This is a genomic window from Chitinophagales bacterium, assembly GCA_013816805.1.
GTDB lineage: Bacteria > Bacteroidota > Bacteroidia > Chitinophagales > UBA10324 > MGR-bin340.
Window position 1 is genome coordinate 207757 of record JACDDS010000002.1, and the last position, 18291, is coordinate 226047.

Below are 18291 nucleotides of genomic sequence, written 5' to 3' on the forward strand. Positions count from 1 at the left end.
GAAAATCCTGTTGTCTTTTATTGTTATCCCATTTCTTGTGGGGATAACCACCATCGTTTACAGCTGGGGTTTTTGGGCACATCAGCGTATTAATCATATTGCGGTGTTTACACTCCCACCCCAGATGGTTTCTCTTTACAAAGCAAATATTGAATACATCACCGCACATGCTGTAGATCCGGATAAAAGAAGATACATCAATCCTGCTGAAGCTCCCCATCATTATATTGACATCGATCATTACGGAAAATATCCCTATCCAGATTTGCCGAGAAGATGGGATGAAGCAGTTGCTAAATATGGGGAAGATTCTCTGAATGCCTATGGAATAGTGCCATGGTATATACAGCTGATGCTTTACCGGCTTACGGATGCCTTTCGGGAGAAAGATAAGAACAGGATTCTAAAATTGTCAGCCGAGATCGGACATTATATCGCCGATTCAAATGTTCCGCTTCACTGCACAGAAAATTATGATGGGCAGATGACTAATCAAAAGGGAATACATGGTTTCTGGGAATCACGGGTACCTGAATTATTCGGTGATAATTACGATTATTTTGTGGGCAAGGCCACCTATATTACCAATACTACAGACTATGCCTGGCAAATGATACTTAAAAGTGCATCAGAAGTTGACTCCGTGTTAAGCATGGAAAGAACCCTCAGCAATACTTTTCCTGCAGACCAAAAATATTCCTTTACGCAGCGCGGCGAGCTTACCATGCGTGGCTATTCACGGGAATACGCAGCAGCCTATCAGAAAATGCTCAACAATATGGAAGAGAGAAAAATGAGAGATGCCATTATTGCCGTGGGAAGTTTTTGGTTTACAGCGTGGGTAAATGCGGGGAAACCTGATCTGGGTAATTTAAAAGATCTCCCGCCCACTCCCCAGGAGCAACAGGAATTGGAAGCAATGGACAAGGCATGGCGTGATGGCAAAATCTATGGAAGACCTGAACAATAGTCAGCTCTAAATATCAAGAAAGCATTCTCTAAACTAATGAAGTCTCAATATTAATTGGGTTCGTAAGCACCTGGTGCAAGGGGCACTTGTTCGCTATGGCTAGGAGTTTTTGCTTTTCCTCTTCTGACAGGTCTCCAGTCAGCTCTACGTTCCGTATTATATTGGTTATGTTTTTTTCTTTATCTGTATGAAGAGATAAGCTCACTTTCACCTCCGTGAGCTTCCATGATTTCCGGTCTGCATACATTCGTAATGTTATGGAAGTGCAGGCGCCCAATCCTGCCAGCAATAATTCAGTAGGTGAAAAACCTTCTTCCTTTCCACCAAGGCTTATAGGCTCGTCCGCAATTAAGCTGTTTTTCGCAGCTGAGATTGCTGTTTTATAGTGATCATTTTTTATGTGAGCAATCACAGTTGCCATTAGATAATCTTTGCTAATTAATAAGCCTGAGTGTGCTTGTCCTTAAAATCTTTGCGACTTAACTGTTCGCTGTTTTCTCTCTTATAAATTCCAGGTTACAGTGGATGCGGACTTCATCACTCACTACAATGCCGCCTGCCTCTGTTACTACATCCCACTTTAATCCAAACTCTTTGCGATTTATTTTACCATTCACTTCAAAACCAACACGGGTGTTGCCCCAGGGATCATCCATCTTTCCCATATAGTTTGCTTGCAGAGAAATAGGCTGGGTTACATCACGAATAGTAATATCTCCCTGAAGAGTCCAATGGTCATCTCCAACATGCATAAGTGAGTTACCCTTGAAAGTCATTGCTGGAAATTTTTCAGTGTTAAAGAAATCATCTGATAGCAAATGACCATCCCGTTGTTCACTGCCAGTAGTAATAGAATCAGGATTCGCTGAAAATGAAATCTTAGCTGAAGAAAAATCTTCACCTGTTGTTTCAACTTTCAGATCGTATTCTTTAATCTCACCATTTACATAAGAGATCATCATATGACGTACTTTGAATGTGATGTGAGAGTGTGAAGGATCAACATTCCATATAATGATGGATTGAGTTTTGGTGTTAGTTTCCATAATGAAGACTTATTAAGTAAGATGAAAATTCAAAACTGAAAGCCTCAAAGAAAAGTTCAGAATAACATAGGCACATCGATCACAAGTACGCTTGCATCAGTGGATGCTTCCAGTGTAACTGCTTCAGTATCCCATACTCCAAATGAATCTCGTCTACTAAGCCTTTCCTCGTCTATTACAAAGTCTCCTTCCAGCATAAATAAAAAAATTCCATTTCCCGTCTTCTTAACCGTATAAGTTGTTTTAAAACCAGCACTGAAATTTCCAAGAGAAAACCATGCGTCCTGGTTAATCCATACAGCACTTGTATTTTGTGCAGGCTCTACTACTGTCACTATATTATTTTGCAGATCATTCAGATCGAATGATTTCTGATCATAGCGTGGTGGAATATTTCTTGCTTTAGGCATTATCCAAATTTGGAGGAAGTTTACTTCATCCGTTTTCGATGCATTATATTCAGAATGTGCAATTCCGGTTCCTGCGCTCATTATCTGCACATCACCTGTTTTAATTATTTTATGCCGGCCGGTGTTGTCTTTATGTTCCAAAGCACCTTTGAGAGGAATGGAAACAATCTCCATATTATTATGTGAGTGTTCTCCGAAACCCATTCCGCCTGTTACCTTATCGTCATTGAAAACCCGTAATGCCCCAAAGTGCATTCGTCCAGGATCATTATAACCTGCAAAGCTGAAGGTGTGGTAAGAATCAAGCCAGCCATGGTTTGCATGGCCGCGCGTGTTTGCTTTATAAAGAACTGTGTTTGACATGATCGTTGAATAACAAAGAAGAAATTTCTTAGTTCAGGATGTCCAGGGTTCGCTTAGAGGACAAGCATCACATATATAATGATGATAATCACATCAGGAGAAATATTAAAATTTCGTAATAGTCGGATAAACAGCAATGAATGGTTACCTGTGTTAATGCCTACTTTAAAATGTAATTCCATTCATGAAAATCCGTTTCTAAACCATGCCGGATATCGGATAATTTCTTTTTTGCTTTTATCATAAAGCTGTGTTCATCCCAAAGAGGCAAATCAATATCGGCGTCTTCAATATTAATAGTTATGATGGGCGCCACTACAGCTGCTGTGCCCGCGCCAAAGGCTTCCTGCATAGTTCCATTCTGCAAAGAAGTTTTGACTTCTTCCACACTTACAGGACGCTCTTCAATTACATAACCCAAATCCTGCGCAAGTGTAATGATGCTGTCTCTTGTTACTCCATCCAGGATAGAGGAAGATAACTGGGGTGTCACCAAAACATTATTGATAACAAACATGATGTTCATGGTTCCTGATTCCTCAATGTATTTATGCTCTGTTGCATCTGTCCAGATTACCTGGTCATATCCAAGCTGGCGGGCTAACTGCGTAGGATAAAATGCGCCGCCGTAATTACCTCCGCATTTGGCATAGCCGGTTCCGCCTTTTGCAGCCCGCACAAAATCACATTCTACCTTTAATTTAAGTGGTTTTGCGTAGTAAGGGCCAACCGGTCCGGTAATGATGATGTATTTATATTCTTCCGAAACTTTTACTCCGAACCTTTCTTCTGAAGCAAAAATGAAGGGTCGTATGTAAAGCGATGATCCTTCAGAATAAGGAACCCATTGTGAGTCCAGGTTGATGAGTGAATGAAGTCCCTGTATAAAAAACTCCTCAGACACATTTGGCATGCACATGCGTTCGAGTGATTTATTAAACCTCTCAAGATGCTTGTAGGGACGAAAAATATTTACCTGGTCATCCTGCATCCGAAAGGCCTTCATGCCTTCAAATACTGTCTGACCGTAATGCAAAGCGAGAGAAATAGGGCTTAACTCCAGCTTACTAAAAGGAAGTATTTCAGGCGCATGCCATTCTCCATTATAAAAATCTGCAACGAGCATGTGATCGCTGGTGTATCTGCCAAATTCCAGATGATCAAAATCTACTTCATCAATTTTTGAGTTTGCTGTTTTCCGGATAGCGATATCTTCAGTAACATTCATGCGGCGTAGTTTAAAGGATGAGCATCTGCGTTAAATTAAATTCCGTTCAAGAAAGGTACTTACAAATATTATTAATCAATACCATCTTATATTATTTGTGACGAATGATGCAGTAAATGGCTAATATAATCTTCAACTAAAAACTGGAGTGTCACGGGATTCTCATCCCCGACTATGCAAGGGATTTTAAGCATTTCGTAGTGCATATTTTCGATTACCCATGCAAGCTGCATGTTGTAAGCGAACCACAGGCTAATAAGTTGCTCAATATTTTGATGCTGGTAGTTTTGAAGTGTTACCCATTCTTCCTGCATATACCTGGGTGAAATAAGTTTATTGGTGTATTGTGCGCGTACAAATCGCTGGTGATTATTGGAAGCACTGTCGATGAGGTGACCCAGAATTTGTTTTTTACTCCATTTGGTAAGCGCTGTTTTCAAGCTCCACTCATTAAAAGGAACCTGGTTAAATTTTTCATGATAATCAGTAACGAGTTTTCGAAGACGATCCGAAACATCCCTGCAATAATCATGAATCTCAAAATCATAAAGCATCTTAATATCGCAACGGTCGTAGCCACCTTTCTCAAGAGCAATCTCTTTAAATCCAAGGCGGTAATAAAGATTGATAGCAATACTATTGTTAAAAGTCCTTTGTGAATAAAGAATCACTTTTCGTGCACCCATCATTCTTGCTTTCTTCAGTGCTGCCTCACCTAATTTTAGCCCCACGTGATAGCCCCTTGCCTTCTCATTCACCGCCATCTTGCACAATTCATATTCATCATCATTTACTTTTTTAAGTGCCACGGTGCCTACCACTTCTTCATTTAATGAAGCAAAAAGAATAGTACCACCGTGATCGATGATCAGCTGTTGCGGATGCGTTACCACTTCCACATCTACCGGCTCCATCACAAAATATTTTTCAATCCACTCGCGATTCAGCCTTTCAAAATGTGGCTGAAGGTGGGGTTCGAATTCGAAGATGTTGATTGTCTCCATTTCACTTCATTACTTAGATATAGTTTAATCTCGTTTCAGCTCCCCTTTTTCAAGCGGTAGCGTTGTGAATGATCCCTTCTCTTCTATTAGTTCAGGTATTCTGGTGTTTTCTTTAACATTCTTCCCTGAACTTATATTTACTTGTTTTCTGAATTCATTATTTACGAGGTAAACTCCGACAATAGTGATGGCTGTCCCAAAGCCCACGTTCAGGTTCAATCGCTCATCAAGCACGAGCCACCCAAGAAAAACAGCAATGATGGGATTAATATAAGCATAGATGGTTGCGCGGGCAGGTGGCAAGTGCTTAATGGAATAAACGTAGGCGCTGTAACAGAGAAGGGATCCGATGATGATTAGATATGCAAGCGAAAGAAAACCATCTAAATGAACTCCGGTAAAGTCAGAAGTTTGGCCGAGCAGAAAACTTGCAGGCAACATAATACATCCTGAAAGAAACATTTGCCAGCCTACGCCATACAGCACGTCAATCTGTAATTTATTTTTGGATGTATATACAGTGCCAAATGCCCAGCAGGAAATAGCAACAAGGTTCAGAATAAGGCCAAATGCATAATCTGGATTAAGCAGGTCACTCAAGTATTCATAAAAGATTGCAGTGATACCTGCCAGCCCAATTAATAAACCGATAATTATGTTTCGTGTAAAAGAGGCATTTTTCAGCATCACGATACTAAACAAGACTACCAGCAGAGGAATTAAAGCAGCGATAATAGCTGCGAGTCCACTGCTGATATATTGCACGGACCAGGTTGATAATCCATTGCCGAGTACAAGCATGAAAAATCCCTGTGTGAAAATCTTTTTCAGTGTGGTTCGATCCGGAATGGAGTACCGTTTTATACCCAGGAAATAAACAAGTAAAATGGTACCTGAAATAAATTGACGGAGCGCAGCAAGAAATAATCCAGGCATCTCCTGCGCACCAATACGCGATGCAAGGTAGGTAGTTCCCCAGAAAAAACTAACAATTCCAAGGGCTAGGAGCGCTTTGTTATTTGAAGAGCTATTCATGGCAGAGAAAAAATCCGGCACAAAGGTGAGCATAAGTTTATAAACAAAACAGATTCAGATTTGGTAATTTTGAGCAGAACAGATTGAAAGAAATGTGAACTGAAAAGTGGAAATACAGAAGTAGTTTTGTATCTTTAAAAAAAGAAATACAAACTTTTATGCATGACAAACCCAAGATTCCGGCCCGCCTTCTTTGGGAATATGATTATGAAAATTTTCATTGGGGTCGTTCTTACAAAATTGTAATTGAGCGCGTAGTGCAGCGGGGAGATTTAAGTGAGTGGAGGGAGATATTCCGGTTCTACGGTCCTGAAAAGATTTTAGAGACAGTAAATTGGTCAAGGCAGCTAGATAAGAGAGACAAGGATTTTGCATGCTTCTTTTTGAACTCCGATATGCTTCATGCTGCATAAGAGTTCTCACATTATTACTCCTGAAACTTTTCATCTGTTACAGCAGTTACAGGAACTTCCTGAATTAGAAGGATACCATCTTGTCGGCGGCACTTCATTGGCGATGCAACTTGGTCATAGAAATTCTATTGACCTTGATCTATTTACTGAAAATGAATTTCTTGGAAATGTTCTTGCTCAAGATCTTAGTCAGCATTTCTCTCTGCAGGCAGATTTGGCAATTAAGAATACGCTGCTGAGTCGCATTAATGAAGTAAAAGTGGATTTCATTTCACACCCACACCCTCTTGTACGTGAGCCCATTGCAGAAGACGGAATCACCTTTCTTTCCATGGAAGATATTGCCGCTATGAAGCTAAATGCAATCATTCAATCCGGTCAGCGTCTAAAAGATTTTATTGATATCTATTTTTTGCTTGAACATTTTTCAGTCAATGATATGCTTCATTTTTTTTCGGTGAAGTATGATTACATAAATCCATTGATGGCACTCAAAGCGCTTACGTACTTTGATGATCTTGATGAAACCATTGATAAGCCGAAGTTGCTCAAGCCCCTCTTAACCGATCAAATCAAGCTGCGTATTAAAACTGCTGCGCTGCATTCGAAAAGAGTGTTTGGGTAAGGTATGCATTCATTTAAATCATTAACAATTATGCAAACACTTCCTGTCCAAAAAGATTTTCTCTACCACGAAGTAGCTGAGCGCTACGAGCGGCTGATTAATGATCATGTGCTGAAGTCGGGAGACAAATTGCTTTCAGTGCGCGCGCTCAGTAAGGAACAGGGCGTAAGCATGAGCACGGTGTTCCAGGCATATTCCATTCTGGAAAACAAAGGGCTGATTGAGGCGCGGGAGAAGAGTGGCTACTATGTAAAATTTACGCCACGTGAAATTCCTCATGTGCCGCATGAGGATATGCCCATGCATGAGGCACGCAAGACGAGTGTGGATGAGATGATCGCCGAGATTCACAGAAACATTTCTGCTGAAAATATTCTGAAGTTTTCACTCGCTGCTCCCGCTCTTGAATTGCTTCCGGCAGCGAAGCTGAACAAAGCCGTGGTGCAGGCGATCCGTGCCTCAAAAGACAGCTGTCTCGGTTATGAAAATATCCAGGGCAATGTATTACTGCGAAACCAGATTGCGAAGTATGCCTTTAACTGGGGCGGCTTCATCCATGAAGATGATGTGGTGAGCACAGGGGGTTGCCAGGAGGCGATCATGCTTTGCCTGAAGGCTGTGACCAAGCCCGGCGACACGGTTGCAGTAGAAAGTCCAACCTACTTCGGTATCTTCCACATGATACAATCACTGGGATTGAAGGTGGTGGAAATTCCTTCGGGAGCAGTGGATGGCGTGAATCTTCAGTACTTAACAAAAGCCATTGGGAAATTCAAAATCAAAGCGTGCCTGTTTGTTACCAACTTTAACAATCCATTTGGCTCGTGCCTGCCCGATGAAAAGAAAAAGAAGCTGGTGCAGCTGCTGGCGATGCACAACATTCCACTGATAGAGGATGACATCTACGGCGAAATGTTTTTCGGGAAACAGCGACCGCGCACATGCAAGAGCTTCGACAAAAAAGGATTGGTGCTGCTGTGCTCCTCAGTGTCGAAGTCGCTGGCGCCGGGCTATCGCGTGGGCTGGTGCATCCCCGGTAAATTTAAAGACGAGATCATCCGCCTCAAGCTTATCCACAACATCAGTACACCGTCACTCACTCAGGCTGCTGTTGCCTTCTTCATGCAGAACGGAAGATATGAGCTGCACCTGCGACGTCTGCGGAAAGCGCTGCACACGCAATGTCTCCGGTACATCCAGGCGATCACCCAATTTTTTTCTGACGACACAAAAATCTCGCGTCCTCAGGGTGGCTATGTATTGTGGATCGAGCTGAACAAAAAAATTGACGCCATGGAATTGTACCAGCGCGCCATGAAATACCACATCAGCATTTCGCCGGGACAAATTTTTTCTACACAATCGCGGTTTGAAAATTGCATCCGCATCAGCTTCGGACGACCGTATGATGCGGAGGTGGAGCGGGGGCTGAAGCGGTTGGGGGGATTGGTGAGGGAGATGATGTGATTCTACGGTAACCTTTTGTTAGCTTACTTACTCTAAATATATAACGTAGGAATTATGAAGGACCCTATAAGAGAAGACATTTCTTTATTCCACTACAAATTTTCCTTCATCCACTTTTTCATTTCAAAATGAACACGATATAAATACATTCCTGCAGAAAAATCTTTTTTGAGAATGGGAAAATTATTTTGGCGGGGACGTGAAATTGTTTTCACCAATTCTTTAGTTGCTGATAAAGGATTTGAACCGAAAACGTTCTTACTCATAGAACCGTCCAATTTGAAATGGTATCCGATTCAGCTTCGGAAGACCATATGATGCAGAGGTGGAAAGGGGGTTGAAATGGTTGGCAGGATGGCTGAAGACTCCTTCGGAGGTGATGGAAATGAAGTAAGTAATTAATTAGTTTTACGAGATGAAAAACTTTTTTCCTATTTTTTTTATTTGTATGACCGGTTATTTCATTTTTCCTTTCTTGCTATCTGCGCAATCGTATTCTCCCTTTCCTACGGAAAATGCAACATGGAACGTGACGGACGCTCATCTCGATATTTATGGATCTGATTATGCTTATAATTATTACAACTGGCTTTATCGCATCGAAGGAGACACAATTATCGGAGGAAATAATTTCCATAAACTGTTTTCAGATATTCACAGCTACGTTATCCCCATAGGTGGAGACACTCTTAATTCTTTCTTTTCGTATCATAATTATGCCGGAGCGTTTCGGGACGATGGATTTAAACATATCTACATTAGAATTCCTGTATTGAGTGATTCACTATTGTATGACTTCAATCTTTCCGTAGGAGATACAACTACCACCCTTGCTTACTATGAAGCAGTAGTTGACAGTATCGATTCAATATATGCCAACAATCACTGGTACGCACGGTTTATACTTCATGAACTCTATGATGGTTGTCCGAACATTTCTTTAATGGAAGGCATTGGAACGTCATATGGTTTTATAAATGGTGTCGATTGTTTTGAAGGTCTTTCTGTTCTCAATTGTTTCTCTGAGAATGGAATTCAAATCTACGGAGATAGTACTATTGATTGCGATCATTTTGTTTGGACACAAACAGAAAATATTGCAAACACAAGTCAGTTAAGGATCTCCCCTAATCCCTTCACCACCTCCACCACCATCACCCTCACCAACTGCCTCACGCCATTCAGCGTGCAACTGTTTGATGAGTTGGGAAGAGAAGCGCCTCTGCAATTTCATTCCACGCAACAAGGTAGCCAAACCGTACTTACCATTGATCGTGGTGCATTACCGAGCGGGATGTATTTTCTTTCCATCACTTCAATAGAAAAAAGAGAGGTGGTGAAGGTGATGGTGGAGTGAGAAGAAGCTTTTTAGTTTACACTCAATGAAACTAACCGAGCAGTTTAAGTTATTGATCGCAGATGAAAAGTTGATGAAGTATTTGCTTTCGGGAACGCAAACAAAAGCTACAGACAAAGCAAAGCTGTTTTCATTCTTCGGTTATCTACTGAGAATGCTTCTGATCTTAATGATCAATTGACGGAAATAGCTACCGATTGTGAAGTGGAATCCATCAGCGAAAATGAGTATGTAATTTTTTATGTCGTTTCAAATGAAATCAAAACTCCATCGGGAAAAATATTGCAATGCTAGACGGTTTGGCATGTGCTGGATAGAACTAACATAGCAAGATTAGTAATCGCTTATCCGAAAAAGAAATAACTTTGATAGCATGATCAGCGAATTAGAAACCGTAGCTCTTATAAATGACTTGCCGGAGGAAAACCTGAAAGCAGGAGATGTTGGTACGGTAGTTTCAGTTTACAAAAACGGAGAAGCTTACGATGTAGAGTTTGTTTCTACGGATGGAAATACAATTGCCTTAAAAACTTTAAAGCACGAAATGATTCGCCCTACATTTGGCAGAAAGGAAATTTTTCACGTCAGGGAAATACATTAGTTTTAAATTTATTACCAATTTCTCCAACATTTCACCACTATCACCTCACGACCTACACCGCGCCATGTATCTCAATGGCCCTCATCCGTCGTTCAGACACCTTCTCTCCTCATCTGCTTTCGGCATCTTCAAACGAGAAGAGCAATGGAAGAAATTCTTTTTGGGAAGAGAAGTGCCGCTGCAATTTCGCACCACGCAACAAGGCAGCCGCCTCGTACTCACCATTGATCGCGGCACATTGCAAGGTCATGCTGAGTGCATCGAAACAGGGATGTATTTTCTTTCCATCACTTCAAAAGAAAAAGAGAGGTGGTGAAATTAATGGTGCAGTGAGTAGTTAATTATGCGGAGAGAGTGGGATTCGAACCCACGTTACCCTTGCGGGTAAAACGGTTTTCGAGACCGTCCCGTTCAACCACTCTGGCATCTCTCCACCGCGAAAATATTAAAAGATCCGCGCTTAAGTCTATTGTGCATTATAATGATCTTACCTAACCATTTTCTAAGTATACTTAGTGCCGGAGAAACCAGTTATCAATATATATGTGTCATATGGCTGATACTTTTTATAACTTAAACAATAGCTTAAAATTACGGGAAGCATACTTGCCTCCAATTTTAAATATGTGCAATTAAATCGCGCTTCTTATCAAACACTAATATGTTCTTTGTACTCGGTCCGTACCACAGTAGAGAAATACTGTAAGACTGTTTTGCTGATGGAGTTACACCTGCGGGATTTTAAATGGTAAGAATAGTGGTGAATGATAAGGTTTGAAGGAAAACTTATTTAACAAGCAAAGTATTATTTCAAAAAATTCTGTTCAAGCCTGAAGGGTTGAAGATTTGGTACATGAAATAGTAAATAAATTGTCATTGTTTTACGACATTACTTTTTCCAATTTGCTTTTCCACTTTTCCCAATCAGACATCATTTGAGATTGGAGATGAAAAAATGCATTGCTGTGATTGGCGAATTTTGTGTGACACAATTCGTGGATCAACACATATTCAATGCACCCTCGCGGAGCTTTGATCAATTCAGGATTCAAAATAATTTTCCCTTTCACCGTGCAACTGCCCCATCGCTTTGGCATATTTCTTAATTGAATCTTCACTTCCTTCAAATCCTGACGGTGAAATAGTTTCTTACATTCAGCAAAATACTTTTCAAATTTCTCGTTCGCATTTATTCTGTACCACTCATTCATGAGCTGTTTCACCTGCTTTTTGTTTTCTTTTTTTTTTGTGTAAACAAAAATAAAGGCGCCTTTCATTTTTACCTCTTCCTTTTTCGATTCAACAAGCTTCAGGCGATATTGTCTTCCTAAGTATAAATGTGTTTCGCCTCCAACATACCTTCGAGGTGGTGTCAATGGATGGAAAGAAAGAAAGTAACTCTGCTGCTTTATGATCCAGGGTGCTTTTTTCTTTACGAGTTCTTTTACCTTTTCACTTGAAATGTGAAGTGGTGAAGTAACCAGAATTGATTGATCAGGTCTTACAGTAATGCCAATGGATTTTCTTTCCTTCAAGAAAGTGTTGTACACAATTTCGGTGGAACCAAAATGAAATTTATCTCTCTTAAGAACTTGTTCTTTCATTTTATCTGTACCTGATTTTTGCAATTTCAATTACACGTTCTGCAATAGCATCTATATGCTCATTAGTTAGTTCGAAATTGTACTTGCTTCGTATTTCGTAGAGTACATCACCAATTGCAATGTTCATTTGACCAATCACATTTGATTTATTCTGCCAGTCAACCATTGGTTGTCCATTGTCAAATATTTTTTCGTGAATGGCTTCGTCAATTTCCAGTCCTGCATCCGCGGCAATTTCCTTTGATGTTACTTCATCGCTAATTTTTTCTTTGATGATTTCCATAGTGATTCCGAAAAATGCCTGTGCTACTTCATGGTTTCTTAAGCTCGGAGGAATGTCTTCATTCGTGTGATTGATAATAGCATCCTGAATCTTTTGAGTTCGTGCTAAGTATTCCGCTTCGGAAATTCTTTTTTCTTCGTAAGCACGGATTGCTTCTTTGAGCATGTCAGAAAACTTTTTGTAGAAAGCAGGATCTTCTTCCCATTTTACATTGATGGTTTTTTGCGTTCTTGTTGCAATCGTGTCTGCTTTAGCTGCTGCCCCAACTACCTTTTCTACTTCCTTCTGAAAATTTTCTTTGTCAAAAATGTTTACCAGCTCAGTGAGTTTGATCACCTGGTCTGAGGTGATGTGTGTGTCAATGAGTTTCTGTATTTGTTGTTCGTATTGCTTGTAGTCAATTTCATCTGAGTAACGTTGCCTCACTGCAATGCGCAACTGGAGGAAGAACTTTGCATCTTCCTTGTATCGCTCTACTTGTTTCTCCGGTGTGTTTTTTTCAAACTCTATTGATGACAATGCTAATTTCAGGAGCCGTGCAAAGTTTGAGAGCTTGTCGTAAAACATTGAACGAAGTGCTTCATCACGAAGCAATTCTTCGTAGGCGGCTTCATCATACTTGTTCTTGATTTCTTTGAAGATGTCCCAAAGCTCAGAATGAGCTTGCGGTAATTTTTTTATTTCCTCATTGATGTTAGTAATAGTTCCTATCAAATCTTCTTCGTCAAAGTCACTGAGTGCTTCATAGCTTGTCAATGCTTCATCGAGGTTTTTCAAGATGCCATAATAGTCAATGATGTAACCGTAATCTTTTCCCAGGTACACACGATTCACCCTTGCGATGGCTTGTAGTAACGTATGTTCCTTAAGCTCCTTTGTGATATAGAGGACAGTATTTCTTGGGGCATCAAATCCTGTGAGTAGCTTGTCAACAACAATGATGATTTCAGGTGTTTCACTTTTCTTGAAGCTGCTGATGATTCTGTCCTGATATTTTTTTGCACTTCCATATTTGTTCATCATCTTTTTCCAGAAGGCAACTACCTTGTCATTTGGCTCCTCAAATGCGTTATCACTTCCTTCCCGTTCATCGGGAGGAGAAAACAAAACTTCTGAAGTGACCAAATCAATTTCATCGAGAAAATTTTTGTACTTGAGTGCGGCAACTTTTGATGGAGTAACCAATTGCCCTTTGAAACCTGTGTCTTTCCAGTTGTCGCGGAAATGCTTGCTAATGTCCCATGCAATGCAATAGAGTTTCTGATCTGCTTCATTGAGATGGTCGGCACGACTGAATTTCTTTTTCAATTCTGCTTTCTGATACGTAGTAAGCGGTTCAGAAATCATGTTGAAGTATGCATCAATGGGATTTTCATTTACGTTTTGTAGCGCATGTCTGCCTTCAAACAAGAGTGGCACGACTGCTTTATCTGAAACTGCTTCGATGATGGTGTAAGATGGTTCTATGAGGCCTCCAAACTTAGCTGCTGTATTTCTTTCTCTCTTTATGAGCGGAGTTCCAGTGAATGCAATGAAACAGGCATTGGGAAAAACCTTTTGCATTTTGATGTTGAATTGTCCGTACTGTGTGCGATGACCCTCATCCACCAACACAAAAATTTCTGTGGAAGTCAGTGTGTTGTTGATTTGCTTTACGGCTGCTTCAAACTTGTTAATTACTGAAGTGACTATTGCTTCATGATACATTAACAGGCCCACCAAGCTTGTGTCATTATTCAATTTCTTCTGTTCATCTTCTGTAAGTGGTATGCCATCCAATTTCTTTTTCACTTCCTTAGAAATACCAATGGTCGCATTCTTCACCGGCTTGCCACACTTTTTGAAAGTATCTGTTATCTGATCATCAAGGTCCACCCGATCTGTTACGAGTACAATGCGCGGATTACGGATGTCTTTATCGAGCACAATCTGCTGTGCCATAAGCACCATGGTGAGTGATTTACCACTTCCCTGTGTGTGCCATATCACTCCGCCTTTTCTTCTTTTGGTTCCGGGAGTTACACCTGGGATAAATGTTTTCACCCGCTGCAAGGTGCTCTTGACGGTGAAGTATTGCTGAAACCTGGCAATCTTTTTTTCACCTCCGTCGTAGATGATGTAGTTGAAAATCATTTCGAGCAGGCGCCCTGGACGGCAAAGGTTGAACAGCATTTCATCCTGCGCCGTGTATCTGCGCTCCTGTTTTTCCAGTTCTTCAAAGTAGCTGCGAACGTATTTGAAGCGCCCGGCGAACAACATTTTTTTATTTGCCTCACTAAGTGGAGTGTTTTTCAGGCGATGCAGCTTCACTTTGTATTGCTGCTCCTCTTCCTTACTGCTGAATTTTTCTTTCCATAAGCTCCAGAATTTTTCTTCTGTACCTGTGGTTGCAAAGCGTGCATTGTTTACTGCCAATGCCATCAGCATTTGAGAATACACATAGAGAGAGCGAATGCCATCCTCCTGCTGGTTGCGCAAGCTTTGAGAGATTGCCTGCTCCAAAGAATCTTTGATGTCAGGGCGCTTGCATTCGATCACGACGATTGGAATGCCATTAATGAAGATGATAATGTCAGGACGATAATGGTCAGGACTGAATGCGCGTAAAACCTGATATTCTTCTGTGACGTGGTACACATTTCTTTCGGGGTGTTCCCAATCAATGTAGCGCAGCGTGAAACTCTTTTTATCACCGTCAATGGCTTGCTCAAAACTTTTACCCATTGTAATGAGATCATACAAGTGCTGGCTCGCTGCCATGTAGCCATCCTGCATGGGTAAATCTTTAAGTGATTGAATGGCGTGCTGAATGTTGCTGTCAGAAAATTTGTGAATGCCTCCTTTGTAATGGATGGTATTGATTTCATTCAATGCTTTGCGCAAAATATTTTCAAGCAGCACAACGGAAGTTTTGTCTCGGCGTTCTTCCAATGCTTTTGCCTGAGACAAATACTGAAAGCCCATGTTCATGAGCAGTTGCAGTGCAGGTATCTGCGAGATGTGATCTTCTTTGAAAGATGGAGTGGTCATGATTATTTATTCTTACAAATGCGTAGAATTGAAGTTAATCTTCCATCGTGATTGTTATTTCGTCGCCATTGTTTACCATCAATTCTCTTCTCAACGGACCATCGACCCTGTGCATCTTTGTTGGCGCGATATTCAGAGTGCGTTCCGTGTATGATTAGCAATGTATCCCCTTGCTGCGAATAATCTGGGTAAGTGCGGATCAAGCCATGAACAGCTTGCAAAAACTCAGATGAATTTTTGAATCTCCTCGAATGATCAATTTGCAACGCCTTCGCGAGAACACGCTTGAATCCACCATCTAAATACTGAGGAAGAGTGTGAAGGTCAGCAAGAGTTCCTTTCAAAATCTGCTTCCCAATCATTCTATCAAACTCTTGCTGCTGTTGAGTTCCATCTCGTACAAGCGATAATTCACGGCGCTGTTTAGAAGTTAACCAGTCGTAAGGCGTGTTGATAGGGAAAAAACCACCCAGACTTTGAAATAAAATTAGTCCTACTTGATAGAGATCAGATTGAAAGTAATATTTGTTTTCTTCAATTGATTCAGGCGGCAGATAGAAGCAAGTCGCTTTAGATGCATTCACAAAGTCCTTTTCTTCACTGATCTTCTTTACGGCTCCTAAATCAGCAATCACAGACAACTTTACATCAAGTAAGACATTTGGAGGCTTTAGATCTCTATGTACGAGTTGATGTTTTGAATGAAGTTCTGTTACTCCCAGGAGAATATCCGCCGTAATTTCAAGTGCTCGACGGGAAGACAATCTACCTACCTCAATCTGTTGTTGGAGGTCACAAGACAATTTCGGAGTCACGAAGTATGCAAACGAAGGCGGTAAAAATTTGAGTTCATAAAGTCGAAGAATGTTTTTGTGAGAAATATGCCGAAGAATGACGGCTTCCTCTGAAGAATCGTAATCGGGTTTTGCCCAATAAAACTTGTAAGCAACATCATCATTGAGCTTCAAGCGTCTTCCAAAATATACTTCTCCCATTTGACCGCGTCTGTGATATTGAGTGAACTCTACATCGTGATTATTGCGGACAAAATTTCTAATTGGTTCCGGTGCATCCTCATCAAGAAGTTCTATCATCGACTATGATTTTGTAATTAAATAGAAAGCGAGATTAAACGCGTGCTGCTGATAACTGTACTTAGGCTGAATAGGAGGTTGATGTTTCTTAAGGTAGGCTGTAACAGTTTGTGGAGCTATGAATCCAATCTCTATATCATCGTACAGTTGAAAAACTCCTTCGAGTTTAAAGGATATTGGTGAAGGCTTCATTTTCGCCGGAGCATTTGGATTGCGATAAAGGATAGCAGCAATATCAGGTTTGATGGTATTGAGCGCAGCGATTACCTAGTCTCTGAACTGTCGAACCTGTGAACTGTCTTTGTGATTCTTTATTCCAAACTTACAAGACTGCTCAATTTGGTGCAACGAATCATCTTCACGTTGTTTAATAACTACAAGAATTGCCTCAGTGCTTACTATTTGTATTCCTAATGCTATCATAGGTTTTCATTTTTTGTTTTTAAATTTTTAACTCTCAACTTCCCTGTCAACAACTGCTGCATCAATCCCTTCTTCTGCTCTTTCAATTTTTCCAATTCACTTTTTAGAAGTTGTATTTCTTTATCTGCTGACTGCATCAACTCTGCAATTGCATTTTGTTCCTCAATAGGTGGAACCGGGATTTGAAGTTTTTGAAATTCTGTTTGCCCGATTGTTTTGTTCCTTCCAGCTCCTCCTGGAGAGGCAACTCCGAGTAAATACTTTCCTCTCGGAGAACTGAAATAATAAAGCAAGAAATCCAAGTTCATTACTCCTTTTTTAGGCTTGTACATTGGAAATCTATGAGAAGCAATCATTCCATTTTCAGCCATTGTTGTTTTAGCAATTGCATGTTCCCATGCAAACACAATATTGAAAATGAAACAATCGGGCTCAACCCAGAAAACCGATTTCTCTCCAATGTCTTTACCTGATTTGAGTTCTTTATGAAAAATCCCTTTTACGTGTGATCTTATTCCAATTTCACGATACATCTGTATTAGCTCAGGTGAAAATGCCGTACGAACTCGCTTAGTTACATTCGAAATGAAATCCATTTTCCATTCTTCATTAAATCCATTGATCCGCTCCTTGCCTATAAGTAAGACCTGCATGAGCCATTTTTTGTTCAGTTGTTTCTGGATGATGAGTGATTGCATTTTGGTGATGGCATTATCCCAAGTGGTAAGAAGTTTTGCAATGGACTGCTGCTGTGCGAGCGGAGGAAGTGGAATCTTGATCTCAGCCAAATGTGTTTTTGAAATGCTGTAAACTGAGATGCCCTGTGCAAATCGTTTAAGTGAGTTTGAAACCTTGGGGTGATTGAAAATGTAAGTGCGAAAGCCTTGTGCGGTGTTTCCATTTTTATCCCGTGCGGCAATCGTATGCAAGCCACTGATAATTTTTTTGTCCTTCACATTTTTCAGTTCAACACATTCTGCAACTCCTTCATAATCTTCTGATGCATCAGCAATGATCAAATCACCGTCTTGCAAGAGTGGAAATTCATCATCCTCCAAATCTTCTTTGGAGAAAAATCCATCAATCAAAAACGGAACTCTGTTATCCAAATCAAAATCTACAATTTCGTTTTCAAACTTGGCATGTATATCACCGTAGTGGATGTACAGCAATTCACCATTGTCCTTTTCACTGGTGAGATCATCTCTTGAAAAAGAAAATGTCGAGAGGAACTTAAACACTGAACCAAACTCTGTCCATTTCCAATCTTCGGGAATCGAGTTTGGCTCAGGTCTATTGAGATTGCTTTTCTTTATCTCTTCCACTGCTTTCATTTCA

19 protein-coding genes and 1 tRNA gene are annotated in these 18291 nt (G+C 40.6%); 7 read left to right on the forward strand and 13 right to left on the reverse strand.

Annotated elements, in window-relative coordinates; genetic code table 11:
• The first annotated feature begins 7 nt into the window (after nucleotides 1-7).
• Nucleotides 8-970, forward strand: coding sequence for a S1/P1 Nuclease (locus H0W62_02655; protein ID MBA3647443.1), 963 nt, complete (start codon nucleotides 8-10; stop codon nucleotides 968-970).
• Nucleotides 971-998: 28 nt separating this feature from the next.
• Here H0W62_02655 and H0W62_02660 read toward each other — a convergent pair whose 3' ends face one another.
• From H0W62_02660 to H0W62_02685, 6 genes are all read right to left on the reverse strand, one after another.
• A complete protein-coding gene (locus H0W62_02660; protein MBA3647444.1) occupies nucleotides 999-1391 on the reverse strand; it encodes an OsmC family protein in 393 nt (130 codons plus the stop codon).
• 58 nt (nucleotides 1392-1449) lie between these two features.
• Nucleotides 1450-2016, reverse strand: a complete 567-nt coding sequence (locus H0W62_02665; protein MBA3647445.1) for a YceI family protein — start codon at nucleotides 2014-2016, stop codon at nucleotides 1450-1452.
• A gap of 56 nt (nucleotides 2017-2072) precedes the next feature.
• On the reverse strand, nucleotides 2073-2789 hold the full coding sequence (locus H0W62_02670) for a pirin family protein (protein MBA3647446.1): 717 nt from the start codon (nucleotides 2787-2789) through the stop codon (nucleotides 2073-2075).
• Nucleotides 2790-2949: 160 nt separating this feature from the next.
• Nucleotides 2950-4017: a branched-chain amino acid aminotransferase gene (locus H0W62_02675; GenBank protein MBA3647447.1), complete on the reverse strand. Its 1068-nt coding sequence runs from the start codon at nucleotides 4015-4017 to the stop codon at nucleotides 2950-2952.
• Between the two features lie 86 nt (nucleotides 4018-4103).
• The gene (locus tag H0W62_02680; protein ID MBA3647448.1) at nucleotides 4104-5021 is read right to left on the reverse strand and encodes a GNAT family N-acetyltransferase; all 918 of its coding nucleotides are present in this window, start codon (nucleotides 5019-5021) and stop codon (nucleotides 4104-4106) included.
• 24 nt (nucleotides 5022-5045) lie between these two features.
• Nucleotides 5046-6089, reverse strand: coding sequence for an EamA family transporter (locus tag H0W62_02685; GenBank protein MBA3647449.1), 1044 nt, complete (start codon nucleotides 6087-6089; stop codon nucleotides 5046-5048).
• Nucleotides 6090-6214: 125 nt separating this feature from the next.
• Between H0W62_02685 and H0W62_02690 the strand changes: the two genes are divergently transcribed.
• Genes H0W62_02690 through H0W62_02700 form a run of 3 tightly spaced genes read left to right on the forward strand, consistent with a single transcriptional unit; the run spans nucleotide 6215 to nucleotide 8561 of the window.
• On the forward strand, nucleotides 6215-6469 hold the full coding sequence (locus H0W62_02690; GenBank protein MBA3647450.1) for a hypothetical protein: 255 nt from the start codon (nucleotides 6215-6217) through the stop codon (nucleotides 6467-6469).
• Nucleotides 6459-7094, forward strand: coding sequence for a nucleotidyl transferase AbiEii/AbiGii toxin family protein (locus tag H0W62_02695; GenBank protein ID MBA3647451.1), 636 nt, complete (start codon nucleotides 6459-6461; stop codon nucleotides 7092-7094). The genes H0W62_02690 and H0W62_02695 overlap by 11 nt, the downstream gene beginning before the upstream one ends.
• Before the next feature lie 30 nt (nucleotides 7095-7124).
• Complete coding sequence (locus tag H0W62_02700) at nucleotides 7125-8561, forward strand: PLP-dependent aminotransferase family protein (GenBank protein MBA3647452.1); 1437 nt, start codon at nucleotides 7125-7127, stop codon at nucleotides 8559-8561.
• 92 nt (nucleotides 8562-8653) lie between these two features.
• Here H0W62_02700 and H0W62_02705 read toward each other — a convergent pair whose 3' ends face one another.
• Complete coding sequence (locus H0W62_02705; protein MBA3647453.1) at nucleotides 8654-8827, reverse strand: hypothetical protein; 174 nt, start codon at nucleotides 8825-8827, stop codon at nucleotides 8654-8656.
• Between the two features lie 149 nt (nucleotides 8828-8976).
• Here H0W62_02705 and H0W62_02710 point away from each other — a divergent pair, with 149 nt between their 5' ends.
• The 3 genes from H0W62_02710 to H0W62_02720 all read left to right on the forward strand — a co-directional run bounded on the left by H0W62_02710 (nucleotide 8977) and on the right by H0W62_02720 (nucleotide 10835).
• Nucleotides 8977-9918 (forward strand): T9SS type A sorting domain-containing protein, encoded by a 942-nt coding sequence (locus H0W62_02710; protein MBA3647454.1) that lies wholly within the window; start codon nucleotides 8977-8979, stop codon nucleotides 9916-9918.
• Between the two features lie 373 nt (nucleotides 9919-10291).
• The gene (locus H0W62_02715) at nucleotides 10292-10519 is read left to right on the forward strand and encodes a DUF4926 domain-containing protein (protein MBA3647455.1); all 228 of its coding nucleotides are present in this window, start codon (nucleotides 10292-10294) and stop codon (nucleotides 10517-10519) included.
• Nucleotides 10479-10835 carry a hypothetical protein gene (locus tag H0W62_02720; GenBank protein MBA3647456.1) on the forward strand — a complete coding sequence of 119 codons (357 nt, stop codon included), beginning with the start codon at nucleotides 10479-10481 and terminating at the stop codon, nucleotides 10833-10835. Before H0W62_02715 ends, H0W62_02720 begins: the two co-directional genes overlap by 41 nt.
• Before the next feature lie 30 nt (nucleotides 10836-10865).
• Here the strand turns inward: H0W62_02720 and H0W62_02725 are convergent.
• From H0W62_02725 to H0W62_02750, 6 genes are all read right to left on the reverse strand, one after another.
• Nucleotides 10866-10952, reverse strand: a tRNA-Ser gene (locus H0W62_02725).
• A gap of 448 nt (nucleotides 10953-11400) precedes the next feature.
• Nucleotides 11401-12123, reverse strand: coding sequence for a M48 family metallopeptidase (locus tag H0W62_02730; GenBank protein MBA3647457.1), 723 nt, complete (start codon nucleotides 12121-12123; stop codon nucleotides 11401-11403).
• A gap of 1 nt (nucleotide 12124) precedes the next feature.
• Nucleotides 12125-15436 carry a type I restriction endonuclease subunit R gene (locus H0W62_02735; protein MBA3647458.1) on the reverse strand — a complete coding sequence of 1104 codons (3312 nt, stop codon included), beginning with the start codon at nucleotides 15434-15436 and terminating at the stop codon, nucleotides 12125-12127.
• Between the two features lie 2 nt (nucleotides 15437-15438).
• Complete coding sequence (locus tag H0W62_02740) at nucleotides 15439-16530, reverse strand: protein kinase (protein ID MBA3647459.1); 1092 nt, start codon at nucleotides 16528-16530, stop codon at nucleotides 15439-15441.
• A 3-nt stretch (nucleotides 16531-16533) separates the two neighbouring features.
• Complete coding sequence (locus tag H0W62_02745; protein ID MBA3647460.1) at nucleotides 16534-16722, reverse strand: DUF3010 family protein; 189 nt, start codon at nucleotides 16720-16722, stop codon at nucleotides 16534-16536.
• Nucleotides 16723-16949: 227 nt separating this feature from the next.
• Nucleotides 16950-18287 (reverse strand): restriction endonuclease subunit S, encoded by a 1338-nt coding sequence (locus H0W62_02750; GenBank protein ID MBA3647461.1) that lies wholly within the window; start codon nucleotides 18285-18287, stop codon nucleotides 16950-16952.
• Nucleotides 18288-18291 lie beyond the last annotated feature (4 nt).